The sequence below is a fragment of the Bradyrhizobium sp. SZCCHNS3002 genome, from assembly GCF_032377435.1.
GTDB lineage: Bacteria > Pseudomonadota > Alphaproteobacteria > Rhizobiales > Xanthobacteraceae > Bradyrhizobium.
On sequence record NZ_JAUHHY010000015.1, the window covers coordinates 51305 to 76770 of the forward strand.

Genomic DNA, 25466 nt, shown 5'->3' on the forward strand with positions numbered 1-25466 from the left:
GCCATGACCAATGAAGGCGGCACCAGGCGGTTTCGCATACGGCTGGAACGTCCGGAGGGGACGTTCACATTCGACGCCGCATCCGACGAATATCTGCTGTACAGCATGATCGACGCCGGCATCGAGACCCCCTACATCTGCGAGCAGGGCTGGTGTCTCGCATGCGCCGCGCGCTTGGTGTCGGGCACCGTGGACCGCTCCGATGCGCTGACGGTCTACCCTCAGGACGCTGAAGCCGGCTTTCTGCTGCTGTGTTCGACCAAGCCGTGCTCGGATCTGGTCCTGATGCTCGACGAGCGCCAGACCCGACGGGACATGATGCAACACCGGATCGAGCACAATCAGCTGGCGCGAGCCTATCCGCCCGGCGCACGTCTCCGGTTTCGCCGCGGACGCGCTACCGCGCGGGTCGACGCGTGCACCCGTTCAGCAACAGGAACTCGAACAGACGAGCCGGCGACATCCGCTCAGATGGGGCTGATTGGGCCAAAACCCAAATAGCGTCCTTCTGCATATTATGAGGACTGGTGGTCACCAAAGCCGCAAAAAGGTGAAGCTGGTTCTGTCGCTGACTCATTCGTTTGTTGGGATCCGGGCTGGGTCGGCCGCCAGCGCAGCTTTGAACTTGAACGATCCACCGCATCCGACCGGCCGGTTCAGAACAGCTCGAACGATCGTCTCTGTGTCCCGCAACACGGGTTCTCTCAATCGTCCTTGCCAAGGGTGAAGCGCCATCGCTTTCATTTCGGGGCCCCCGAGGAGGGCACACAACATCGCTTCAAGTTGAGTGACGAATCCCTCGTCATTCGTCCAACAGATCCAAGAACTGCTCGACCCTTCGTAAAGCAGGTTCATCGCTGCGCCCGGGGTAGACGACGCGATCGCCCTCGCGCTGCAGCGACCGTGAGCGTGACTTCTTGATCCTCCCTGCGAGCATCGTTGCGGCAATTGCATCCGGACCGACATCGAGACGCATGATCCCCCGTTGCCTGCAACTTACCCTGAGCTTGGCGACAGCAAAGAAATTGCTGGCCTCGGATGGCAGCTTGCCGAATCGACGGTGCGTTTCATCCTCGAGCTCCTCCAGATCGTCATCACTCCGGCACCGAGCGGCTCGAGCGTAGATCTCCAGCCTGACCGCCTCCGATTGCACATAGCTCGAGGGAAGCAGCTCAGGGATGGGAAGATTCAACTCAGGGATCCAGAGCGCGGACATTCCATCGCGGTCTCCCTCCAGGGCAAGCGTCAGAAGGTGGCCGTAAAGCGTCGGTCCGAACACCTGCGTGTGGCCGGATTGTCGATCGGAGCGAAGGTCGCCACCACCGCGCAGGTCGAGGTCGCGAGCGCTGATCGCGAAGCCAGCGCCCGGACGACTCAATTCCTCAAGAGCGGAAAGCCGTTTTTCCGAGCGTTCGGAGCCGCCTTCCGTCAGGAAATGCGCAAACGCCCGGATGCCGCCCCGTCCTACTCGCCCCCTGAGCTGATGCAATTGTGCCAGGCCGAATTTTTCCGGCCAGCACACAACGATGGTATTTGCACGTGGGATGTCGAGGCCACTTTCCACGATGTTGGTTGCAAGTAGTACATCGGCACGACCTTCGACGAACCCCATCAACCTCTCGTCGATCTCGTCGGTTGGCAACTTGCCGTGAATGGTCATGATACGTAGTTCCGGCGCCAGCGCGTGGATCCTGGCGAGCATGGGATCGAGATCCTGGATCCGCGGACAAATGACGAAACTCTGACCGTTACGTCTGTGCTCACGAACCAGGGCAGCGGCGATAGCTATGTCCGAGAGCGGTGCCACCTTGGTGGCAACCGGAACACGATGGACCGGCGGGGTTGCGATCACGCTGAGGTCCCGCAAGCCCGTCAAGCCCGCTGCAAGTGTGCGGGGGATCGGTGTCGCACTCATCCAGAGCCGATGGCCGTTCTTATTGAGGCCCGACAGCATGGCTTTCTCAGCAGCGCCGAAATGCTGCTCCTCGTCAATGATGATCAGACCAAGGTCGGCAAATCTCACCTCCTTGGATGCGAGCGAGAGGGTCCCGACGACGATCCTGAGTTCTCCGCTCTTGAGGCCCTCCCTGACCTTTCGCGCTTCGGCGGTCGAGGCAACCCGCGACAGGTTTCCAACATCGATGCCAAGAGGCGCAAAGCGCTTTCGAAAGGTTTCGACATGCTGTCGCGCCAGCACTGTCGTCGGCACGACGATAGCGACCTGCTTTCCGGCCAGCACGGCGGCTGCCGCTGCTCGCAGCGCCACCTCGGTTTTGCCAAAGCCGACGTCTCCACAGACGATCCGGTCCATCGGGTGCCCCGATGCAAGATCATCCAGAACGTCGCGGATGGCCTTCGCCTGATCGGGGGTGGTGAAATAGGGAAACCGCGCGACGAACTTCTCATAGACAGCAGGACGCGGCACGAGCTTCGGAGCTGGGCGCCGCCGGCGCTGACTCATCTGCTTGGCCAGCTCCTTTGCGACCACGTGAATTTCCGTCTCGGCAGCCGTTCGCCGCGGCCGCCACGAGCTGCCGTCGGCCTTGTCCAGCGAGGTGTCTCCGAGCTCGGCGGCGTAGGGCCAGATCAGGGCCAATTCTGCGAGAGGGACGAGAACGGCGTCGTTTCCGGCGAATACCAACCTGACCATCTCGCGCGCCGAAAGATCGCCCGCGCCCATGGATCGCAAGCCGCCAAGGCGTGCGAGTCCACGTTGCAGATGAACGACCACGGATCCGAGTTCGGGGAGATCTCCCGAATCGAAGCCGGGCGTCCACGCCCAGTTCGTCGGTTGCGGCTGGTGCGCCCTGCTGCCGAGCACGTCGGCAGCAGTGATGACCACGAGCGGCTTCTTTCCAGGAACGACAAAGCCCGCATCGAAGCCTGCCAGCAATGCGGCCTGCTGCCTGCCCCTTGCGGTCGCGTGCGTCCAATCGGGCACGCACTCGGCCTTGATCGCGCTCATCCGGGCCATCACACGCAAATCCGCTTCGACCGCAGCGACGAAGAGCACACGTGCGCTGCCGCGCTGGGCTTCCTCGATAAATGCACGGAGGGCCTTCCGCGGAGAGGCTGCCTTGTAGAACTCTGGCGTCGCACGATACGGAGTGGTTGGCGGCAAGACAGTGATCTTCTTCGCCGCCAGCTCCCATTCGCGCCGGCTGAGATAGGCACGGTCACGCTCACTGCGGGCGGCCGCATCGTCGATCGTGCTCAACCAGGTCTCGGCGTGCCTGGGCACGGTGCTGTCGGCGATCCATTTGGCGCGCGCACAATAGTCCAATAGGCTGGACCTTCTTCGCGCCCGGCCCGTGAACGCCAGCCGCTCGGACATCGGGTCAATCAGGAGCTCCTTCGCTTCGGAAATCACCTCCTGGTCTATCGGATTGATCGCTGCAATACGCCGGATTCTCCCTCCGGAATGCTCGATCCTAAAAGGTCCGAGCGCGCCGGCAGGGAATATCTCGAAGGTGTTGCCGTGAAATAAAACTCCACCGGGATAATCCGGACTGTCGTCCAGGTCGTACCCGAGAGCTTTCAGACGGGCCTCAAGGTCTTCCTCGGAAAAGACGGCCCCGGTCCGAAGTGGAAATCCGATACGAGACCAGTTCGCAGGCAACGGCAGGAGTTCCATTATGGCCTCCACCGTCGTGATCAGCAGGATCGGCTTCTTTGCCCTGGCAAGGCGTCTCAAGACGGAGCTCCGCCGACCCGCGATATCACGTGACGGCTCAAGCTGATCGAACGGAAGCGTGTTCAAACGGGGATAGACGAGCACATCACAAGCCGGCTCGATAACTGGGATGATCGAACCCAACAGCTCGGCTCGGCTCTCATTTTCGGCGAGGAACACAAGTCCGCCTCGGCCCGAAGCACGCCATTGCGCAGTAAGATACAGCGCCAACATGCCCAATGGAGACGAGGAGGAAATGCCAGTCCGAATCGGAGCCTTCGTTGTTGTCGCAACAGATGTCTTCTTCCGCAGGGCGACCTTTGGTGACGCGGAGCGCTTTGCTGATGTGTTCTTGCGCGGCGTTGAGCCACGGGGCGTACGAAGAGCAGTGGTCACTGAATTCTCGTGCTGAATTGACGAATGCGATGCAAGCCTGCGAATCTCTGTCGAGCTTTAGCGGATTCGACGGCTTCAAGGGATCCAAACTTCGGAGTGTCGATCACCGTTCTCCCCTTAAGTGCGACGGTGTCACCGACCAGCACCATCGTCGCGCTCCACGTGGGCAGACTGGGGTGTGATTTCAACTATGACGCAGAGAGATTCGTTCTTGAACGACCATGGTACGAACGCGTTGATAAGCGTGATCGCGGCCTTGGTGACTGCGCTGCACAGAACTCACGAGCCAGGCTGACAGCCTGCGGTGGGACTACCTGTCACGAGGTTTGAGCAGAGCCGGCAGTTGCCCCATGCCGTAAGCGAGGCCGCGTGATCTCTGTCCTTATGGCTATGGGCCTCTGCCGAAGAGGCTCGGGCCGCAACGTACAATAACGCAGCAGCTTCAGATTCGACACAATCAATGCGAACCTCTCCGCGCTCAACCTCGAACGGTGTTCCTCGTGCTCGCTCTCCGTTGCTCCTGCTGTGTCATGAAGGAAGCGCTCAGGTCGGGAATGGGCCTTCGGATAGTCAGACTCGCCGGCCACTACGTAGTCTTGGGGCACCGAGCGTCTGCCGTCGCGCGAGAAACGACCGACTTGGGAATGACCCGCGCCCGTCCACCGCCGGCGGCCGCGCCACGCCAGATTCGACGGTGACGTTTCATGCGTTCATGCCTTCCGCTTCGGAAGGATCGTGTCGAAAGCGAGCTTGCTCGACCGCTCGCCGCGATCGGTCTCCTTGCGGATGCCGAGCCAGACGAAAGTGCGGCCGTTGTACCAGCGCGTGCGCTGGAAGCTCTGGGTGACACGAATGCCCGCGCGCGGCACCTCCTCCTCATGGAGATTGTAGCCCTGCTGCTGCGGGAGGTCGAGACCGTGGCGCAGCAGATCGGTGCGAGGTTCGACGCGCACCGGCGGATCCGGGTCGCGGTCGATGACCCGCAGCAGCGCGGCGCGACGCAGCTGAATCTCGCGGCTGTCGTTGTCGATGTGCACTGGGATGAACGGGATCCAGTTCTCCGGCATCTCGCTCATCAGCCGATAGCGGATCGCGGCGTCGTTCTCGATCGGCGGCGCAGGTAGTGGGGCCGGCGGCAGGCTCTCCTCCACCAGGCGACGGAAATAGCGGCGGGTGTCGAGCGCAGCGCTGCGTCCGCTCTTGCTGTCGCCCGAAGCCAACATCACCCGCGACTCGACGCCCCACACCATGTTGGCCATCTCGTCGCGGAACAGTTCCACCGACTCCAGCGGTTCGCTCTCCTGGATCTTCGGCACGCTGGGCACGACGAACAGGCTGAGATCGGCGGGAATGTCGTCGCTCCCCTTCGTCGCCAGCGCAAACATCGACCAGCGTTGCCAATCTTCATCCGCGCCCTTGCCCGCGGCTTCGACCCAGATCCGCTCTCCGAAGACGTTGGTCACGCTCATGCCGGCGACCCTGGTGATCGCCCCGGCTGGCACCGTGAACGGCATCAGGAACCAATCGTTGGCGTAGACGAGGCCGAATTCGATCAGCAGCAGCTTGTTGACGTCCGTCGTCTCCGGATCGATGTCGCCGAAATTCGTTCGTCCCTCCTCGAAGGTCCACCAGCGCGTGTTCGGCATGCCGTCGAACTGGATCGGCGCCGGGATGAACGACGCCGTGAAGGTCGTCTCGATGGCGGCAGGCGGCGGCGCGTCCGCCAGGTCACCGAGCCCTGCGCCGGAGGCGTCGACGTCGAAATTGTACCAGTCGAGATGCCCCTGGAAGTATTCGTCGGCGACCACGAGCTTCTCGCCGCCCGCCTTGGGCGCCGACGCTGCAAAGGCGTATTCGAGGCGATCGGGCAGCCAGGCATCGGCCGCACCCGCGGCGGGCTGGTAGAACGCCTCCCGGTACCACGCCAGGAATTCCGCCTCCGCCGTCTCGATCGCAGCAGTGCTGGCCGGGTTGCCGAGCGCGACGAGGTCGTGCGCGTGATTGCCGGGCGCGGCCATCAGATGCTCGACGAGGTCGTAGCCGTCCATCGACCTGCCGGCGAGCGCCGCCATCGTCTGCCAGGCTTCGCGATGGGCGGCGACCGGCGCATCGGCCTTGAGCGCCGGATCTGGCATGGCGAGCGGCAGCGCCGCGATGAATTGCTGGGCAAGCCCCGGCTCGATGCCGGCGACGAGCTTCAGCCAGCGTCGGCCCAGGGCGATGCGGAGATCGAACGCCATCTTCTGGCCGGCGAGACGGAACGGGATCGGCCGCCGCTCGACCTTGGCTTCGAGCGGCACGTCGTCGGCGAACGCTTCGGGCGGATTGCCGGCCGCGCGGTATTTCGTCAGTTCGGTGGTCTCGATGTGCACCTTGGCGACGACCGGCGAGCCGGCGTCGTCGCCCTGAAACTCGCCCATCTGCCACTGCTTCGTCAGCAGCCACAGCGGATCACGAACCTCGGCCTTGAGCGCGCGGTCGAAATCGTGCGTGCGTGGGCGGCCCTCGAGCCTGTTCCACAACGTGATGGTGGGCAGCTTCACCTTGCCGGAGAACACGGCGGAGAGGTTCTGAACCGCGACATAGTCAGCCATTGCCCGTCTCCGTCTCGGCCAGGACCGCGGCGAGGTTGTTGTTGAAGGCGAGGTTGAGCGAGGCCGTGATCGGATGGAAGGTCACGGCGGACACCAGCGCCGGCAGGAAGCGGGCATAGGCGGTGGTGTCGACGTGGTCGGGCTCGATCGCGCGCTTCTTGGCGAGGTCCATCGTCTCGCGCACCGTGTCGACGAGATCCTGCCACTGCCACGCGCCGACAAATTTCGGCGGCAGCGCCAGCAGCAGGGTCTGCGGCGGTTCGGCGTTTGGCCGGTCGAAGTGGAACGCCAGCCCGGTATCTTCGGTCGGGCGCGGGATCACTTCGGTCCACTCGTCGAGCAACAGCCCGAGTTGCCGCCGCGCCGGATCGAAGCTTTCGGCGAAATGCGCGGTATAGAGCAGCTTGTCCTCATCGATCACGAACGGCTTTCCGTCGGCATCGGTCTCCGGGAATTCGAGTCCGAGCCACGGCAACTCGGGGCGATGCGGAAATTGCAGCGCCTGCAGCGCGACGCCCGCCCCCGTGAACGCCTCGGCGAGATGCTGCGAGGCTTCCAGATCGTGCAGCTTCGACCGCACCCGCGCGACACCCGTGAACCAGTCGTCGAGCGGAAAGCGGCGTCCGATCGTCGTCTTGACGAACCCGAGAATGGTCTCGTCCGCCTGCGCGCCCGCGCCCCAGGCGTTGCTCCATTCACCGGCCAGCGCCGCTGGCAGGCCGAAATCCGGCACGATCTTGAAATCGTCGCCGAACAGCAGCTTCGCCGCCGCGGTCAACGCCTCGATCTTGTTCTTCGCCTCCGCCGCGGCATCGTATTGATCGAGCCGGGCCTGGATCGCCGGCAGCCGCGTCGTCAGCTCGAGCGCGAGCGCGGCGGTGCGCTTCGCCATGTCCTCTGCGAGGTCGACGATCGCCGCGCGCTGGGCTGCGATGTCGATCACCGCGGCGTCGAACGCGGCGTTCGCAGCCTTCGAGGCTTCGATGCCGTCGTGCAGGGCGGCGAGGTCGGACGCATTGTCGTAAAGCGTGATCAGAGCGGCGCGCTGTCCGACGAAGGCGGCGCGCTTGCCGCTCATGAGATCGTCGCGGAAATCGTCCGGTTGCGCCGGTAGAGGGTCGGTCGCCGTGGTCGCGATCAGCTTTTCGGCCACCCGCAGCGCCAGGAACTTCGCCGCGTCCGGCGCGCCCGGATCAGCGTCGTAAGCGGCCATGCGTGCGTCGAACTCGGCGAGTTGCCGGGTCCATCGAGCGATGTAGCCGGCGAGTGCGGCATGCAACTGGGAGAAGATCCGCCGCCGGTCGGCGTAGACGGCACCGGTACCGGTCTGCAACGGCGCGAACGGACCGAGACCCTGCATCACCGACACGAAGCCGGTGATCGTCAGCTCGATCTCCGTCGCGATCTGCGCCTCCTGCTTGGCGTCCAGGCGGGCCTGCAGCGCCGTACGGAAGGTGTCGAGATCCGCAAGCCCCCCGACGAGCAGGACGCGCGGCAGCGTCGCCCGCTCGCGTGCGAGCGCCGCGTCGAGATCGACCGCCTCGTTCGCCTCGCCGGCCATCGCCATGTCGCTCGCCTTGAGCGGACGCGAGCGCAGCAGCAGGCTTCTGAGATGCCGCATCAACGCCGACAGCTCGAACAGCGGCACATGCCCGGCGATCGCCGCGATCCTCTCGCGGTAGGCGATCGTCAGCATGGCGTCCGGGCGAGGCGTATGAGCGGCGATCACATGCGCTTCGATCAGATCGTCGAGCGCCTTGGCGGCTGGATCGTTGTCCGGATCGAGCAGATACAGCAGGTCGATCGGCAGCAGGCCGAGATCGGCCTGCGTCACGTTGTAGTTGACGGCGGAAAGATCGAGCGGGTCGGTGACCGTCACCGAGCAGGCGACCGCTGCCGGCGGCGGCAGAATGCCCGCGAGCCAGGCGTTGAGCGCAGGCTCCGCCTTCGCCCGCGGCGATGTCAGCGCGCCGTCGTTCGGGTCGAGCCCGGCCTTGAGATGCAGCGCCACCCGGTGGGTCAGCGTCACCCCCGACCGCGGCGTACGCACCACGTCGGGGGTCGCCGGGAATTTTCCCTTGGAGTAGGTGTCGAGCACGGCGCCGGCACGGTCGTAGTTGCCCTGCACCACCTGATGCACGCTCTCTGCCATCGCGAGGTCGGCGACCGCGTCGGCGATGTCGGCAATCCGCGCGGCCTCGGCGGTGATCGCGGCTGCCTGCTGCGGGCTCGCCGCCGGCAGGTCGGCATCGTGGCCGAACGGATAGCTGCTCACGCCGCTGGTCTTGATGTGCTCGACCAAGGCCAGGCCGTCGATGACGTTGCGCGCCTCCACCCGGTCGATCCGCAGCCGCCGACCGAACGCGTCGAGCCGACCGGTACGCGTCGGAGTCAGCCGGTCGCCGACCAGCGGGAACACCTTGCGGAGGTCGTAGATGAACCCGTCCACTTCGACGTCGTGGCGGTCGTGCAGGCCGCGCTCGAACTGGTAGCCGAGCAACGCGCCGAGGCTCTGCTCGCCCTTCATTCCCTCAATGATCGATAGCGCGATGCGGACCCGTTCCGAGCTGAGATTGACAGCGAGGCTGCCCGGATTGTCGGGCGTGGCGTTGGACAGATAGCCGTTGCGCAGCACCGCGGCGGTCACCGCTTGGTTCAGCGACGGCGCGTGGATGTAGCCCTGGTTGCTGCGGTCGCGCATCAGCGGCGGCGCGTCGGGATCGGCAAAGATCGCCGCGAGGTTTGCCGGCAGTTCGACGGCCGTCAGCTTCTTGAACTCCGGCTTGACGTTCTCGAGCCAGCCATAGGCGCCGAGATAGATTCCCCTCTTCGCCTCGCCGGCCGGTGCGCCCGGCTGGGCGGTCCCCCGGCCGGCACCGTTCGGATAGCGCATCCGCTCCAGTTGGCGGCTCATGATGCCGCCGTACCAGGCGTCGAACCGGTAGGTGCAGAGGTCGAGATGCTCGGCGAACACTCGTTCCAGAACCGCCGTCGGCGACCTCTTCAGCCGTTCGAGCGCATCGAGCTGGCGCTTGAGATACGCGGTGGCGACCATCGAGGTCAGCACCGTCGGGATGAACTCGCCGACCGTCCTCAGTCCCGTTCCGGTGACGGCGGCGTCGCTGCGGTGGAGGTAGCGCCAGCGGCTGCCGCCGGCCGCGGCCGGCACGGCGAGGCTCGCCTCCTCGACCTGGAAGAACTTCGGCTCGCGCCGCGCCGCCTTCAGCTCGGTCTCGCCGATCAGCCCGGCATTGAAGAACAGACGGATGCTGGTCTCGACGAAGCTCAGGTCGAGCGCGTGATGCAGCATGAGATACAGCAGCGCATTCGGGCGCTGGGTGAAGCCCTGCTGCAGCCGCAGCGCGTCGTGGGAGGTCGCCGCAGCCTTGATCAGCCAGCCGATGTAGTTGTCGCCGCCGGCGGTGTAGGCGCGGATCTGCTCGGTCTCCGACAACGGACGGTCGTCGATCAGCGGGCCCTTGAGCTGGTTGGGCGCCTTGAGAAAGAGTTTCTCAAGGATGTCCGGCACCTCGATTCCCTCGGGCGGCGTGTAGCCGAGCTGCTTCAGCAGATCGAGCCCGCTTCCGACATAGCCTGCGGCGAGCAGGAGCGCGACCAAGGCGCCGCCCGCCCCCTGCATCGCGAGGCGGTTGTACAGTTCCTTGAAGCTTTCGGCGAAGCGCTGCTGGAATTCCACCGATCCGGCGTGCAGGCCGAGGACATCGAGCAGTATCTGATGACGGTCGCCGCCTGGCTTGCCGATGTAGGACACCCGCGACATCAGCGGCTCCAGATCGGCCTCGACCTTGCGCAGCAGTTGATACAACCGCATCAGGAACCGCAATTCCGGATCGTCCGGTGCGCGCGCGGCCCCGACCGCGACGTTCGACCCGGCGAAGATCCATTGGATGCGCGAGCGCGGCGTCGCCGGCAGGATGCCGTAGGGCTGACGACGGACGCGGATCGTAGGCATCGGCCCGCGCGCCGACACGTGCCGGACGAAGAAGTCGCGGGTCCGCTCAACCGTCGAATCGTCGAAGATCGGATGAAGCATGCTCTCCATGAAGTAGCCGAGCGTAGCCGGCCACAGCGCCGTGTTCATGGCGCGGGCGTCGTTGACGTCGTGGCGATGGTAGAAGGGGATCGCCGCCAGCGCGGCCGGATCGAGACCGAGCGTGGCGGCGAGGCAGCGTCCGTCTGTCCGCTCGAACCATCCGTCGGGGTCCAGGGGCGGAGTGCCGAAGTAGTGATCGAAGCTGACGTCGGAATCCTCGCGCCAGCTGTAGGCGGCGCCCTCGCCCTCGACGTTGTTGGTCGGCTGGCCCTGCGGCAGGATCGAGAACCCCGCCTTCGACTGATGATGATGGACGAACAACTGCTCCAGCGCGACCCGGCCGGCGTCTGCATCGGCCCCGAGCCGCACACCGAGCACCATCAACTGATCGAAGCCACGGCGGAAGGCGGCCGGCGTTAGCGGCACCCGGAATCCCATGCCGATCTCGACGGCGCGGTCGAAGTTGCGCACCCATTCGAGTTCCGGCCCGAACGTGATGTCGTCGCCGTCGCCCGCGACCGATGCGTCGTCCGTTCCGGTCGGCGACGGCGTGACCGGCAGCGGCGACGGAATCGGTTTTCCAAGTTGCTCGAGCTCGAGCGTTCCGTTGTTGTAGCCGAGCAGGACGAGGCGATCAGGCAAGGTCCGGGCGGTCGCCGGCTGCGACCAGCCGGTCTCGCGCATCGGCGTGGCGTCCGCGGCGGGAAACTCCAGATACGCGGCGATGACCGTGGTGGTCGCGCGGTCCGCGCCCTCGGGCGGCGCGTCGGCGAGATTCCGCGGCCGGTACGCCTCACGGACCGCCGCGGCGCGCTCGGCGCCGAGCGCGCTGTCGAGCGCGGCGATCGCGTCCGCCTGCGCGGCCGCATCGGTGCCCGCGCGCCACAGTGCCGTCCAGAACGTGCTGACCGCACCTCGCTCGGGATCGACGAGCGGCGCGCTGGTCACCACCGTCAGGATCACGGTCGGCACGCCTTCCACTTTGGCCGGTCGCGCCGCCTCGTTGAGCGGGCGATGAGTCTGGATCACGTAGTAGGACCGCCCCGAGCCCTGTCCGCTCAGCAGCGTTCGCCAGGCGGCCCGCTCCCCGGCGGGGTCGTGGTTCGCCCGCCAGACGTCGGCCCAATAGGCCTGGGCGCGCTTCACTTCGTCTTCCGACAACGCCTCCTCGAAGCTGTCGACGGCGATGTCGTCCGGATAGACCCGGACCCACAGCTCGTCGCGGTCGCCGCCGAATGCCGCCGCCTGCTTGAAGCGCGTTTCGATTCGCAGCGGCATCAGCAGGATCGGCGTCTGATCGGACAGCAGGCCGATGTTGCGGCGGGGATCGGTGAAGTTCGCGAACAGCCCGATATTGCGGACCACTTCGTCCTTCGCCGCCCTCAGCGCACCGCCCAGCCGCTCGATCTCGGAGGCCGCCGCCTTGATCTCCTTGTCGATCGCCGCCAGCGCCGGATCGTCGGCGCCCTTGCTGACGCGCTCGGCCCGTGCGCGGTCGCGGATCAGCCGCGCGCGGGTGTGGCGAAGCCGGCCGATTTCGCGCGACGTCGCATCGGCCGCGGCGCGCGACGCTTCCAGCTCCTTGCGGATATCATCGAACTCGGACATTTCGCTTCAGCCGCCCCCTGTCGTGTCCGCTGCGCGATCAGTTCGGCAGCATCTCGCTGCCGTGCACCGCGACCAGCACGGGAACCTGGTAGAGGATGTAGGCGAGCTCCGCGGAGTTGCTGTCCGGATGCCAGCGGAGCGCCTTGTCCTCATCGTATTGTTGTTTCTTCTCCTGCAGCTCCGGAGCCACCGGATCGTCCAGGGTGAGGGTCGGCCCGCCCGGCCTGATCTGCAGGAAGCCCTTGTCGGCGTCGGACAGCACGTCGGGCCAGGCGAGGTCGTTCCAGACGTTGAGCGGCCCATCGCGAGAAATATCGAGGCCGAAGCGCGGCTCGCCGGGCCGCTCCTTGATGACGAAGAACCAGCCCGGCGCCGTCGAATTGCCGCGGCCGCTGCCCCCCTTCGCCTCCTTCGAGGTCAGGTCGAAGCCGATGAAGGTGATGTCGGGATCGACCTTGGCTTCGTAGAGCGGTGTGCGCAGGCGATCCTCCACCGGACCGTCGGTCTCCAGCACCCGCTCGACGCGGGGATTGATCGCGCCGCCGTCGTCGCGCTGCCAGCGCGCCTTCTGGGCGTAGATCACCGCGGTCGGATATTTCTTCAGCAGCTCGCCCCGGATGACGAGGACGACTTCCTCCTCGTTCTCGCCCGGCTTCTCGCGATGGTCGTGATCGCCGAGCTTGGAGAACAGCGACCAGGTGTGGAGCGGCGGAATATCGCGGAGCTTTTCGCGCAGCTCGTCCTTCGACAGGCCCTCCCGGTCGATCACGCCGCTCGGGTCCCAGAACTGGCGGAAGCAGCTGCCGCGCTGGTCAGTGGGATATTCGCGCCACAGCAGCTCGCGGGCGAATTCATGGTTGAGGCCGACCATGTAGGCCTCGATGAAACGCTGATTGGTCTCGAGCAGCGTGATCGTGTTCTGCGGAATCTTGTCGATGTTCGGCAGGAAGTGCTCGTCGGACAGGCCGAGAAGCGGCTTGTACATCGGCAGGTCGATTTCCGGATATGCCATCACCGGCTTGAACACTTCCGGCTGCAGCAGCGTCGCGATCCCGTTGATGGCCAGCACTCGCGGCGGAATGGTGATCGAGGAGAAGGTGAAGGCGGGCACCGTCTTGTCGGGATCAATCGCAGCGAAGGTCGACGCTCCGAGCGCGGCGATGTCGATCGGCTTGCGCAACGGCGGCTTGCCGAGATCGGCGCTGACTGTGAGCAGCCGGTTGAGGTCCTTGAGGGCCAGTTTGAAGCGCGCCGCCTCCGGGCTGTCGGCGGACGAAGCGCCCCCGACCGGCTCAGGCGCGGCGGGATCAGGATCGCGGATGGTGAACGACGGAAAGCCCGGCAGCGCGTCGATGATCTCGGGCGAAGCCCCTTGCGGCAACACGCCGGTCGCGATGCCGGCCTGCTTCTCGAGCCGCACCAGCCATCCGAACAGCGCCAGCGCCGCTGCCGCGACCACGATCGCGAACGGAATGGCGACGGCCAGCAGCAGCACGGCGAGCAGCAGCAGAACGACCAGCAATACCCACTTCGCCCAGCGGTGCTTGGCGAGCCAGTCGGTCAGCTCCGCGGGCAGCGACTTCGGCTGAAGTTGCGCGGCGACATCCTCCACCGCCGGCAAGGCTTCCGGGGTGACCCGCGGCGGCGCCGCGCTGACCTCGCCGCGATTGATCTTCTCCAGCAGCTCTTCGGCGCCTTTCGGCGAGTCGAAGCCGAGCGTCGCCGCGACCTGGTCGCGCGGCCGGAGCGCGCGCCGGAACGGCGCAGACAGCGCCGCGCGGGGCACCGTGCTTTCCTTGAGCCGATGGCGCAGCGTGAAGCCGTCGGCGATCACCCGGCGCTGCACCGGCGCCATCATCGTGAGCCCGCGCTCCGCGCTGAGATCTTTCAGCGGCCCGAGATGGCGCGCATGCCAGATCGCGGCCGCCGCCTTGGCGAATTGCGCCAGCCTGATCCGCCGGTTCGCCGCGAGGATGTCGCCGACCTGGTCCCAGGCGGCGTCCATATAGGCCTCCTGGTTCTTCTGCACGACTTCCGTGCCGAACGCGGCGGGAACGCGAAACCGCGGGTCCAGATTGAGCTCGTGCACCCAGTTGCGCGGCTGCGGCGCGTCGCTGCCATCCGCCTCCTCAAGCAGCCGTTCGGTGAGCGCGTGCCAGCGGCCGTACAGCGGCGGCGTGATCACCGGGTCGGGCGCGCCTTCGCGGGCATAGTCGTCGGTCAGGTTGACGAAGCCCGCCAGCGCCTTCTCGAATTCGTGCGCGTAGGGTTCATCCCAGCCCTCATAGGCCGCAGCTTCTGCCTCCTGCGCACCGGTCAGCGCCTCGTCCGGCACCTTGAGCGCGCCGCCGAGCCGCAGCACCCCGTGAAGCCCGGCGACCGCGATGGGCGGCATCCCGGAACCCGGCGTCTGCGTGTCCATGTCGCGGCGGCCGAGCCGCGAGTCCGGCGGACGCGGCTTCAGCAGGCGGACGAGGTACTCGAAATCGCCCACCGTCCCGGTCTTGAAGTACCACCGCTTGTACACCGGATGCAGCGTCGGGAACGGCCGGTCGGTATAGTCCGCCCAGGCCGACAGGGTGGCGAAGAGCGCGGGATTCGCCACCGGCGCGATTCCGAGGCCGGCGAGACGGCCGCTCTCGAAGGTCGGCACCACGAACGCATGGTAGGACGTATTCGGCTTCAACTGACGCGGCGACAGGACGCGCGAATAGGCGTAGTCCGGATTGCTGGCCAGCAGGCTCTCCAGTCGCGCCCTCGCCTGGTCGGCATTGGTCGATTCCACCACGCCGTCCTGCTGGATCAGGTCGCGATTGACGTGGACGTGCGCCCAGGCCCAAAGCTGGTCGGCGGGCGGAAACACCGAGGCCGGATCGCCCGTCACCTCGATCGCCGGCAGCGGCCGCGCCGACGACACCGCGACTTCCTTGAACTCCTCCACCTCGAGCACCAAGAGTGCGAGCCACGGGCGCAGCCGGTGGCGCGACTCGTCCGGCGCCGCCGGCGTGTAGCGCCACGGAAAATCCTCGTCATAGAACTCAACGAAGGGCAGGTAGTTCGGCTCGAAATTGGTGATCCAGTCGCGCGGCTCCACCTTCACCACCGCCTTCGGATCGATGCCGACGATGTCGCCGGGACCATAGAGCGCGACGTCGCGCGAAATCGTCGCCGTCAGATCCGTGTCGCCCTGGACCGGCCGCCCGGCCAGCGACAAGTCGACCTTGATCGTCGCGCGCAGCGCCACCGCGTTGTCGTTGTCGGCCGCGGTGATGTTGTTCGCCACGCCGAGCCGCAGCCAGGGCAGGAAGGAATAGGTGCCGATCGTGTCGCTCATCCCGCCCCTCCCCGCCGCCTCGCCGGACCGCCCGCCATCATCGTGCCTCCGCTACGCCGCGCGCTTCATCTCGTGCGGGCGCACGATATGGGCCTCGCTGGCGAAGCTCGGATTGCGCCGCGTCTCGGCCGCCATGAATTCACCGGCGCTGGCGCGCGATTGGAACGACGCAGGCGCGCCGGCGATCGGCGAATTGTCGGCCAGGCTCACCACCACATAGGACGCCTGATCGACCGCGATCTTGTCGTCGAATCCGTGCTTCAGATCGCGCGACTTCGCCGAGATCTCGGACCGCGCCACGGCGTTGTTGGCCAGGAAGTGCGTGAACAGCCCGGAGATGAGCGTGACGAAGCGCCGGCGTGCGCGCTTGAAATTGTTGTCGACGATGATCTCTTCGTAGCGGGCGATGCGCTTGGTGACATAGCTGGTCTTGGCCTGGTTGCCAGTGACCGACAGCTCCAGCCCCGCCTCCTCGGCCTCGTAGTCGGAAGCGCTGAGCTTCTCGCCGTCCTTGAGGTCCTTGAACTGGGCGATCGCGAACGACTCCCGGATGGTGGCGCGCTTCTCGATGCCCGACGTCGCGGCCGCGACCGAGAAGTAATTGGCGTCGTCCGGGCGCTGCGCGCCGATCTTGTCGAGGGTGATGCCGAGCGGAATCGCACGCTGGGTGATCTTGAGCGAGCCGACCGGATGCAGCACAAGGTCGGAGCCCGCGTCCACGGTCTTGAGCGTCACCAACAGCCTGCTGCTGTTCTGCAGCGCGGCAGTCCAATTCTCCGCCTTCGAGTATTCCGCCACCAGCAGGGGCAGCACGGAGACCGGCGGCAGGCTGGTGTCCTCCTTGTCGCCCCAGGTGTGGGAGAAGTCGACGTCGACGTCCCAGAACAGCAGCGAGATGCTCCCGGTGCCCTCGACGTGCCAGGGCGATGTGCCCTCGAGCGAGCCGCGGAAGCGGATACTGAACAGCCCCGCGCCGAACAGCTTCACCGACAGCGAGGCAGAGATCGTGATGATGAAATAGAACGGCGAGAACTGGAACAGCGCGTCGAAGGCGAGATGGCCCTCGATGCTGGCGATCGAGATGCCGAAATAAAGCTCCGCATCTGCGCCGAACTGCACGGTGTTCGACGTCACCGCGAAATAGGCGTCGACCCGGATGCGGGCCACCGGCGTGTTGAGGATGTTGATCGCGATCCGGGGGATCGGCGGGAACGGCAGCGGCGGTGGATTGTAGGCCGGGTGGAAGCCGCCGACGGAGACGATGAAAGTGGCGTCGCCGCCGAATGACGCCAGCACGCCCATGCCGCCGTCGAGCGGCATGAAGATCACGCGCGATTCGTACAGGATGGCGAAGAACCAGCCGCGCTTCTTGTCGAATTCGATCGCGCCCATGAAGGCGACCTGGATGATGATGAGCGGCAGCCGCTCGTCCGGGATCGCCACCGTCAGCTTGCCGATGATGGCGATGTTGCCGGGAATCTCGATGATGATCCCCAGCGACAGGCTGATCAGCGTCGGCGTGCCCCAGCCGAACTTCGCCATCGGGCCGATCAGGAAGGTCCCCTGCTCCGGCGGGAAGAAGGTGCGGAGGTCGGAGATGATCCGGTGCGCGTTGGCAACGACGTCGTGCGGGAACAGCACCGAGTCCAGCGAGCCGGCGCGCACGCCGTTGACCAGCGCGTCGAGGTCCATCGAGCGGTTGAGGCCGACGAGTCCGCCGACTCCCAGCAGGGTGAAGCCGAAGCCGAGCTGCATTCCGGGATTGAACTCGACCGTGATGATGGCGATGAAGGAAAAGCCCTTTGACCCGTCCGGCATCTTGGTGGTGATGACGCCGATTGCCGTCACCGAGAGAAAGTCGAGGATCTTCAGTTCGAGCGCGCCGGCATATTCGCCGCGGTCCGGATCGATGAAGAGATAGCCGCCGCCTGTCACCGCCCCGGCATCGATCGACAGCCCGACGCCGTTCGGTGGCTTGAAGCCGAAGGATAGATCGATCGGGCCGAGATTGCCGCCGCTCCCCGGAAAAGCGAGATCGGTCCGCAGCCCGATGTTTTCCACCACCGCGACCAGCGGACCGAGCGCCGCCTTCAGCGTCGCGCCGATATCGATCGGGAGGCCGCCACCCGACGGTGTCACCGCGAGCGTCAGTCCCTGCACCTCGATCGGACCGAGGTCGATATGCGCTGGGATCTGGATCTCGAGATGCGAGGTGCCGCGGAAGTACACGCCGCGCGGATAGGCGACGCCGAGGCCGAGATCGAACTCGAACCGCGTCGAGATCCCCGACAGGATGGTCGAGATGAAGCCGTCCGAGCCGGACGCGTCAAGGACGAAAGCGAGGCCCTTGAGGTCCACCTCGGCGAACACCTCGACGTCCTTGCCCGCCACCAGCGTGAAGCCGCCGGCACCGCTCACCGATTGGTATTCGAGCCGCGTGCCCTCGCCGGTGCCGAGGACAATGGTCGGGCTGCCGGAGGCGGCGGAGTATTCCACTTCGACGCGCGCGGTGCCCTTGGCCGACGTCGGCGCGCCGCTGCCCGCGAAGCCGGTCACCATGTCGATGCCGCTGCCCGGCCGCACCATCAGGCCGACACCGCCGGTGAGATCGAGGTCGCTCGAGATCGTCACCGCGATCGTCGGACCGAGCTGCATCCGCACCGACAGCAGCCCGCTGAACGACGGCAGCAGCGCGAAGCCCGGCTTCTTGCTCCCGGACTTCGGCAGCGGGAACAGTCCGAGCTCGGCCGATAGCCGACCCGCGTCGCGCGCCCGCTCGAAGAACACCAGGCGGAGCCGCTTGCGCACCGCGGCACGCCCGGTCGGAGGGCCGCCTTCCAGCGCGCGCGCGACCCGATCCGGCACCTCCACCATCCGGACGTCGAGCCCGAGCCCGGCCGCGAGGCTGTCGATCTGCCGCGCGAAGCCGGAGAAGTCGAAGCTGTCGGTGCCCCAGCCGAAGGCGTTCTCGAACAGTGTCACCGGGTCGGAGACGATCTTCGGCAGGTCCGGGAAACTGAACCTGTAGTCGATGTAGTCCGGGCGGTTGCCGGCCGGCGCGGTATAGCGGGTGCTGATGACGCCGAGCGCCTGCAGCGCGAAACCGATGCCCGGATGATGGTTGCGCAGATAGGTGATGAAGAGATAGCCGACGAGCTGCCCCGGAAACTCGCCCTTGAAATTGTCGGCGTTCAGCGTCGCCGAAAATGCACCGCCGGGCGCCGAGACGAGGTCGTCGATCGCCTGCACGACGCCGGCGATCGCCTCGATGGCCTTGAAGGCGTCTTCGAGCGCCCCGGACTCCAGCGTCATCTCGCCGTCGGACGCCACTTCGCCGTCGAGCGACAGCCCACCGCCGACCAGCGCCTGGAGCCGATCGAACAACAACTGCAAGTCGACCGCGAGATCGGCGATCGGCTTCGGAATCACGTCGGAATCCCAGCCCAGCTTGAGCAGCAGGCCCTGGAACGCGGCCGGCGACTCCACCGCCGCCCGCAGCGGCAGCAGCAGCTTGCCGATCTCGGCGACGATCGTTTCGAGGGCGCCCGGTTCAGCCATTTTTCTTGGCCTCCGGATAGAATTCACGGTCGACGACGTCGTGCAGCGCGGGATCGACGCGGTTGGTGATCAGCCATTTGCAGACATGGCAGAAAGCGCCGCTGCTGTTCCGCATCTTGCAGTCGCCGGCCGGCCGATAGACCAGCCCGGTGAAGTTGTATGCGCCCTCGTACAGGCCGACCAGCCGCTGCGCCTTGCATGGCGGCTTGAAGTCCGGGATGTCCTTCGGGTCGTCGCCCTCGTCGTTCACATGAGCGGTGTCGGTATCCTTGTTGAGCGGCAGATGGTTGCCTGCGATGAAGTCGCGCACCTTCTTTTCCACCACATAGACCAGCGCGTCCGCATCGTCGCGGCGCGGCACGAACAGCAGCGAGCCTTTCGGAAACACGGGAAACGGCGCCGGCGGCAATTCCAGCCCGCCGAGCCGGATCGAGCCGAGGTTCTGGTCGATGTCGCCGATGTCGAGTCTGACGAGGTAATCGGCATCGATGAACGTAAGCGGCAGTTGCTGGCCGATCGCCGTGATCTGGATGCGGCGGAGAAACGCCTGGCGGCCGGCCGCCTTCGCCTGCACCCAGCGCGGGATCTGGCGCGGGTCGATCCTGACCTCGATCGAGCCACCCTGCTGGGTCGAAGCCTGGGTCAGCTTGGCCGAAAGCTCGATCCTGAGAAGTTCGAACCATTTCACCTTGGACGGATCGACCAGACGGGAGTGGTTGGCGGCGTAGCTCGGATCCTGAAAGATGTCGGCGAGCGCGACGATGTTGTCGTCCTCGCTCGAAGCGGTCGCATTGTCTTCGGCGCTCGTCTCGTATTCGTCGCCGAGATTGAAGGAATGGCCGAATTCGTGCGCAACCGTGTCGATAATATCGGTGAGGTCGGCGTCGATGTCGCTGGCAGGCTTGCGCCGCATCACTTTCTTCGTCGCCGTGTTGGTCGCCGGATATTCGAAGTCGAGCGTCTTCAGGCTCTGCAGCGAATTGGCGGTCACGGTCGACTGGTTGAAATTGGTGCCGCCGATCATGTCCTCGTTGGTGATCATGGCGATCAGGCCGCGGCTGCGCTTGAAGCTGCCGTCCGGTATCCACTCGGCGCCGAGCGCGGTGTGCGGCGACGGCCCGAGCCGCAGTCCGGACAGGTAGGCCATGATCGGCGCCGCAACGTTCGCGCGGCCGTCCCTGGCGAGCTCCGGCGGGTGCCGGCGCGGATCCGGGGCAAGGTGCCGGGTGGCGCTGGCCGGCTTGAAGAACTGATAGGCGCGGGCGATCAGCGGCGCGAGGTTGGCATCGCCCGCCGCATCCGCCGCCGGCATCGTCAAAGCGGCCCCGGACTTCGCCGACCGGTCGCCCCAGCGGGCGCCGAGCATCAGGCCGTAGAAGGTGTCACGTGCCTCCAGGATGCCGAGCGATTTCTGCTTCCTCCACGCTTCGATCAGGGTGTCGTTGACCTTCGCCGCGTCGTAATTGGGCAGCGACTGGCTCGCCCACCGCGCCTTCAATTGCGCCGGCGTCGCAGTCTCGTTGCGGAGCGGCAGGCCGACACGGGCCACGAGCTCGTCGACCTCGTAGATGCTCTTGTCGTCCGAAACGCTGTAGTTCCACGGAATCGGTCCGCCCTTGCCGAGCTCGGAGGTCTCCTCGTCGTTGACGCGCCAGCCGCAGGTCACCGCCTGCTCTTCCGACGCCTGGAAGGCCTTGAATACGTTGAAGCTGCCCGCGAGCGTGCCATAGGGCTCGTGGCGCTTCTGCGAGAACAGACCATCCGCCGCTTCCTGCACGATCTTGTCGAACTTGTCCTTCTCGGACGCGCGAAAGCCTTCGGCGAGGAACAGGATGTTGTGCATCTCGGCGGCATTGGCGAGGTCGCCGGCGCGCACCGTGGAGATGTTGTCGCGGGTCTTGGCGTAGTCGACCACCTTCACCGGCAGGCTCTGGTTGACGCCGAGGAAGCTGCCGTCGAGCTGGGCCGTCCCCTCGCTCACGCCCCTCAACCGTCCCTCATTGTTCGTATTTGCCACCACGAAGGTGCCGGGGCTGCCTGAGCTGAGCGTGACGAAGCCGTGCCCGGTGATGTCGCCGACGAGATCGGTCCCGGTCGGGTCGTCGCTGAACAGCGCGCACAGCGTCGGCTGGCTGTGGGCAACCGTCGGATGCAGCGCCGTGGTGATCGACGAGTTGCCGAACCACCAGCCGAGCACATCGTCGTGCACCTGGATACGCGCGACAACGTAGCCGGGGCCATATTCGATCACCACGAGATTGATGCCGACGTCGTCGCCGGTGATGGTGCGCGCCGCAGGATCAATCGTCACGAAGCTGGTCAGCCGGGACCCGACCGGGTTGTACGGCGCCAGGATTCGAAAATTGCAGTCCGCGGTGACGTCGGTCAGCGTGTAGGTCGTCGAGCCGTTCGGCAGGTCCTGGTCGAACACGCGGAACGGCAGCACCTTGGTCGCGGGCTTCTTCAGCGCGACGTGCATGTCGCAATGCGGATAGACGATGAGAGGCATGCCGGCACGACCCTCTCTCAGCCAGCACACCTATCGGGAAGCCCGTCGCTCCCATCGAAAATCTGGCATCATCAAGATTGTACACTCAAGCCTTCTCAACACAACCTCAACGTGATACTGTTTCGACATCCTTCCGCAATTGTCGTTTGCCGAGTGGTGTTCTCCATCACTGGGGCCAATCCTGCTGCAATGCCGGCGGCGTGGAGCTCTCGTTGTCCTCGTTCACGGATGAACACGACCGCTCTATGGCGCGATCCGGTTTCTCTCCGTCGAGCTCCTTGAGACGTACTGCGACTGACCGCGTCTCCTATCCGTGAGTTCGGCCCGACGCTGCTCGACGTTGTCACGGGCGCAGACAAGCACCGTCACGTCATTCGGATGTCAAACAGCCAGATGTCAAACAGCCACTTGCGGTCGCTTCAGGCGTGCGCGCGCAGTCTCGCGGCTCGATGAGTCCGAGGGATGCGCTGGTCGGCGCGCCTCGACATACGAGAGGCGCAGGGAGAGCCGGACCTCGACTGAGGCCCGTGGCCCGCCTGCGAGAAAAATGCAGGCGGCAGGTACCACAGGTCCAGCCGGACGACCCGGCCCTCCCTGCGCGATCGGTTTTAACGGTGTCCTTCGTGCTCTCCTTGGGGACCGGGCTTTCTTGCCCCCATCGCCCGCGCGACGCTTGCGCATCAGCAGCAGGCTTGACCTCAGCATCGGGAGGCCGGGACCACACGACTTCGCCGTCCGCGATGCAAGCGCTCGTCTGGCGCAGCATCCACGTCCATCGCAGCCCACCTCACGTATCGTGACGACGCGTACGCCCTCTGCACGAGGCGGGATGCGCAGATAAAATCGCGATTTCGGAAAACCGGTAAGTGGAATCTTTATTTCGGCCGACGCCTTGAAAAAGATGGCCAACCGCAACGACGCACAGGCGCCCGCGACTTCGTCTGTCGCGCTGCAGCGTTGCCAATCTCGTTGATTGAGCGCAGGCTATCAGAAGCGCAGAAGTCGCATCAGGGGGAGAGACGCATGAAGGAACCGGGCCTGGACGGCCGCCATCGGGACAAGGATGGCGAGATCAGCAGGAAGCACGGCAATACGCTGGTCGGCACGCTGCGCAAGATCTACGGGAAGTCGTTCGCAGCGGGCTATCCGGACTCGACGAAGCTGAGCGACGTGCTGCTTCAGCTCAACGAGACGTCGCTGAGCCAGTTGCGCCGGGACCACGGCACCGGGCATTTGGATCACAAGATCAAGGAAGCCTCGAAGTAATCGGGTTTTGCTGATCGGGACTCATCGCCCGATTGGCGAGGCCGATTGGTGTTCGCAAGGTTTGTTCGCTCCCGTGGTTTCGTGCCGTCCGTTCGCGTGGAGCGCGTCGTCTTGCAGCGCTGTGGTGTAGCGGCGTCTTGCATCGCTGCGCTGCTGCGGAGTGCCACCGCGCGCCGGAAAGCCCGGGCACCGGGCACTCCGACGCGGAATCCGAGGGACGATTCCGTCCTACTTCCCCATGCTCCCCGCCTGGTTCGTGCCTGGGCCGACGTTGCCCTGGCTCGACGAGGTGGAATCGCGGCTGGACTTCATCGCGCCGCCGGTCGCCCGCATGTTGCTGCCGGTGGTCTGCGACGAGGTCGTCGAGGTCGCAGCGCTGTGCTTCTTGGCATGCTTGGCTTGCGCGGCGAGCGGGACGGCAGCGAGGGTGGCGGCGACGAGGGTGGCAATGGCGAGCTGGGTCTTCTTCATGGATCCGATCTCCATCCGGTTGAACCCCACGCTCGCCCAACCCGGCTGCGACATCACAGTTCCTGCCGGTGGATCAAGCGTTGTTGTCCGATTCCGACAGCGCGCGTGAAGGTGCGATGCAGCAGCGTCAGGCCGGCGCCTGCGTGGGCACGACGCCAGGCTGCGACGCCGGCTTGGGAAACGGCCTGAATGTCATCATCATCATGACAGCGCCGAGGCCCATCACCCACGAGCCGACATAGAGCCAGGTGTAGCTGGCAAAGCTGTCGTAGATCAGGCCGCCGGCCAGCGGGCCGGTCGCCATGCCGAGGCTGCCGGCCATCGCCGTGCCGCCGATCACCGTGCCCATGATGCTCTGCGGAAAGTTGTCGCGCGCGATCGCCGCGTAGAGCGGCATGGTGCCGGCATAAAGGAAGCCGAACGTCGCCGCGACGGCATAGAACGCGGCGAGGTCGCGCACGGCCACGTAGGCGAGCGCACCGAACGCCTGCGCCAGCAGGCCGAGCACGAGCACACGCTTGGCGCCGAAGCGGTCGCCGAGCAGGCCGAAGGCGATGCGGCCGCCGAGGCCCGCGAGCCCCTCGACGCTGTAGATCGTCACCGCCGCCATCAGCGGGATGCCGCAGGTGACGGCGTAGCTGACGGTGTGGATGATCGGGCCGGAATGGGTGGCGCAGCAGAAGAAGTTGGTGGCGAGCAGGATCAGGAACTGCGGCGAGCGCAGCGCCGCCGCGCGCGTCATCTCAGCCGGCCCGGCGGCCGGATCCGACGCGAGGGCGGCGTCGGGCGCTGACGATGGTGGACGGCCCACCAGCAGCGACGTCGGGATCATGATGGCGGCGACGATGGCGGCGATGCACTGCATCGCGGTGCGCCAGTCGTAGCTGGACACGAGCCAGGCCGCGAGCGGCGACATCGTCATCGGCGCGACACCCATGCCGGCCGAGACCAGCGAGACCGCGAGGCTGCGGTGGGTGTCGAACCAGCCGGTGACGGTCGCCATGACCGGCGGGAAGATCGCCGCTGTCGCGATGCCAGCGATCAGTCCGAACAGCAGTTGGAACGCCAGCAGCGAGGACGTCAGGCTTGCCAGCAGCAGGCTGACGGCGAGCAGGACCGATCCGATCAGCAGCACGGGACGCGGGCCGATCCGGTCGGACAGCGTGCCCCAGCCCATGCTGGTGACGGCCATCGCCAGGAAGCCGATGGTCATCGCGCTTGAGATCCCCGCGACCGACCAGCCGGTCTCGGCGGCCATCGGCTTGAGGAACACCGGCAGCGAGAACAGGCCGCCGACCGCGACGCAGCCGAGCACGCCCCCGGCCGCGACGATCACCCAGCGATAGTGCGATGTGCTCATTCGTCTCCTCCTCTGCCGTTCGATGACAAGACGAACGGCGCGGGGCTCGGACGACATACGCGCGGACCATTTTTCGTCGCCCCTGGACCGTCGAAGGGATCGGCCGACGCGCGCAACCGGCAGCCGCGCCCCAAGCCGGTGCCGATGCGCTGGTCGCTTCCGATCCGTGCCTACTCCGTCTCGATCTCGGGAAAGGGCGAGTAGACGCGCTTTGCGTCGCAGCTGAGCATCGCGATCTCGCGCCGGCCTTTCAGACCTGCGTGATTCAAGCGCTTGTTGGTGAAGGAAATCGATTCAACCACCGTCCGCGGGCTGAGCTCCTGTCCAAAAGCACGCGGCCTGGTCATGTAGCGCACGCAGATGCCGACCACGGTTCCACCATTGAGGATGTCACCGAACTCCTTGGCGGGGTTCGATATCTGGGCCTTGGTGATGGGCATGCCAGCGTAGTCCGGCCAGGTCTTGAAATCGTTGGCGAGGATCTGACGATAGTCGGCCGGCAGATGCGTCGCCATCGCGGCGGCTTCCGCAGCCTTGTCATTTTCCGCGCTCTGCGTGACGCAGCCGGTCAGCAACGGAGGGATGAGAGATACGAGAGGCCAGCGACGCATGAGTCCTTCCATTCGCTTTCAGCACACGTCCT

The 25466-nt window shown here is 65.8% G+C and carries 11 protein-coding genes; 2 read left to right on the plus strand and 9 right to left on the minus strand.

Translation table 11 applies throughout. The annotated features are described in order from the left end of the window. Nucleotides 1–3: 3 nt before the first annotated feature. On the plus strand, nucleotides 4–501 hold the full coding sequence (locus QW845_RS27110; protein ID WP_315804580.1) for a 2Fe-2S iron-sulfur cluster binding domain-containing protein: 498 nt from the start codon (nucleotides 4–6) through the stop codon (nucleotides 499–501). A gap of 301 nt (nucleotides 502–802) precedes the next feature. On the opposite strand, the gene QW845_RS27115 is transcribed toward QW845_RS27110, so the two are convergent. From QW845_RS27115 to QW845_RS27140, 6 genes are all read right to left on the minus strand, one after another. Next, nucleotides 803–3907 carry a DEAD/DEAH box helicase gene (locus tag QW845_RS27115; RefSeq protein WP_315804581.1) on the minus strand — a complete coding sequence of 1035 codons (3105 nt, stop codon included), beginning with the start codon at nucleotides 3905–3907 and terminating at the stop codon, nucleotides 803–805. Between the two features lie 872 nt (nucleotides 3908–4779). Continuing rightward, nucleotides 4780–6663 (minus strand): hypothetical protein, encoded by a 1884-nt coding sequence (locus QW845_RS27120; RefSeq protein WP_315804582.1) that lies wholly within the window; start codon nucleotides 6661–6663, stop codon nucleotides 4780–4782. Continuing rightward, nucleotides 6656–12325 carry a hypothetical protein gene (locus tag QW845_RS27125; RefSeq protein ID WP_315804583.1) on the minus strand — a complete coding sequence of 1890 codons (5670 nt, stop codon included), beginning with the start codon at nucleotides 12323–12325 and terminating at the stop codon, nucleotides 6656–6658. Before QW845_RS27125 ends, QW845_RS27120 begins: the two co-directional genes overlap by 8 nt. A 37-nt stretch (nucleotides 12326–12362) precedes the next feature. Continuing rightward, nucleotides 12363–15659: a hypothetical protein gene (locus tag QW845_RS27130; RefSeq protein ID WP_315804584.1), complete on the minus strand. Its 3297-nt coding sequence runs from the start codon at nucleotides 15657–15659 to the stop codon at nucleotides 12363–12365. A 51-nt stretch (nucleotides 15660–15710) separates the two neighbouring features. Beyond that, nucleotides 15711–19217, minus strand: coding sequence for a DUF6603 domain-containing protein (locus QW845_RS27135; RefSeq protein WP_315804585.1), 3507 nt, complete (start codon nucleotides 19215–19217; stop codon nucleotides 15711–15713). Next, nucleotides 19210–21726, minus strand: a complete 2517-nt coding sequence (locus QW845_RS27140; protein ID WP_315804586.1) for a M64 family metallopeptidase — start codon at nucleotides 21724–21726, stop codon at nucleotides 19210–19212. Before QW845_RS27140 ends, QW845_RS27135 begins: the two co-directional genes overlap by 8 nt. A gap of 1023 nt (nucleotides 21727–22749) precedes the next feature. Here QW845_RS27140 and QW845_RS27145 point away from each other — a divergent pair. After that, the gene (locus tag QW845_RS27145) at nucleotides 22750–22992 is read left to right on the plus strand and encodes a hypothetical protein (protein ID WP_315804587.1); all 243 of its coding nucleotides are present in this window, start codon (nucleotides 22750–22752) and stop codon (nucleotides 22990–22992) included. A gap of 228 nt (nucleotides 22993–23220) precedes the next feature. Here the strand turns inward: QW845_RS27145 and QW845_RS27150 are convergent, their stop codons facing one another. The 3 genes from QW845_RS27150 to QW845_RS27160 form a co-directional block, all read right to left on the minus strand. Then, on the minus strand, nucleotides 23221–23463 hold the full coding sequence (locus tag QW845_RS27150) for a hypothetical protein (protein WP_315804588.1): 243 nt from the start codon (nucleotides 23461–23463) through the stop codon (nucleotides 23221–23223). Between the two features lie 127 nt (nucleotides 23464–23590). Beyond that, complete coding sequence (locus QW845_RS27155) at nucleotides 23591–24823, minus strand: MFS transporter (RefSeq protein WP_315804589.1); 1233 nt, start codon at nucleotides 24821–24823, stop codon at nucleotides 23591–23593. 170 nt (nucleotides 24824–24993) lie between these two features. Continuing rightward, complete coding sequence (locus QW845_RS27160; protein ID WP_315804590.1) at nucleotides 24994–25434, minus strand: hypothetical protein; 441 nt, start codon at nucleotides 25432–25434, stop codon at nucleotides 24994–24996. Nucleotides 25435–25466 lie beyond the last annotated feature (32 nt).

Coding starts and splice junctions, on each gene's coding strand:
- QW845_RS27110 (WP_315804580.1), top strand. CDS start 4: ATGACCAATGAAGGCGGCACCAGGCGGTTTCGCATACGGCTGGAACGT.
- QW845_RS27115 (WP_315804581.1), bottom strand. CDS start 3,907: ATGTTGGCGCTGTATCTTACTGCGCAATGGCGTGCTTCGGGCCGAGGC.
- QW845_RS27120 (WP_315804582.1), bottom strand. CDS start 6,663: ATGGCTGACTATGTCGCGGTTCAGAACCTCTCCGCCGTGTTCTCCGGC.
- QW845_RS27125 (WP_315804583.1), bottom strand. CDS start 12,325: ATGTCCGAGTTCGATGATATCCGCAAGGAGCTGGAAGCGTCGCGCGCC.
- QW845_RS27130 (WP_315804584.1), bottom strand. CDS start 15,659: ATGAGCGACACGATCGGCACCTATTCCTTCCTGCCCTGGCTGCGGCTC.
- QW845_RS27135 (WP_315804585.1), bottom strand. CDS start 19,217: ATGGCTGAACCGGGCGCCCTCGAAACGATCGTCGCCGAGATCGGCAAG.
- QW845_RS27140 (WP_315804586.1), bottom strand. CDS start 21,726: ATGCCTCTCATCGTCTATCCGCATTGCGACATGCACGTCGCGCTGAAG.
- QW845_RS27145 (WP_315804587.1), top strand. CDS start 22,750: ATGAAGGAACCGGGCCTGGACGGCCGCCATCGGGACAAGGATGGCGAG.
- QW845_RS27150 (WP_315804588.1), bottom strand. CDS start 23,463: ATGAAGAAGACCCAGCTCGCCATTGCCACCCTCGTCGCCGCCACCCTC.
- QW845_RS27155 (WP_315804589.1), bottom strand. CDS start 24,823: ATGAGCACATCGCACTATCGCTGGGTGATCGTCGCGGCCGGGGGCGTG.
- QW845_RS27160 (WP_315804590.1), bottom strand. CDS start 25,434: ATGCGTCGCTGGCCTCTCGTATCTCTCATCCCTCCGTTGCTGACCGGC.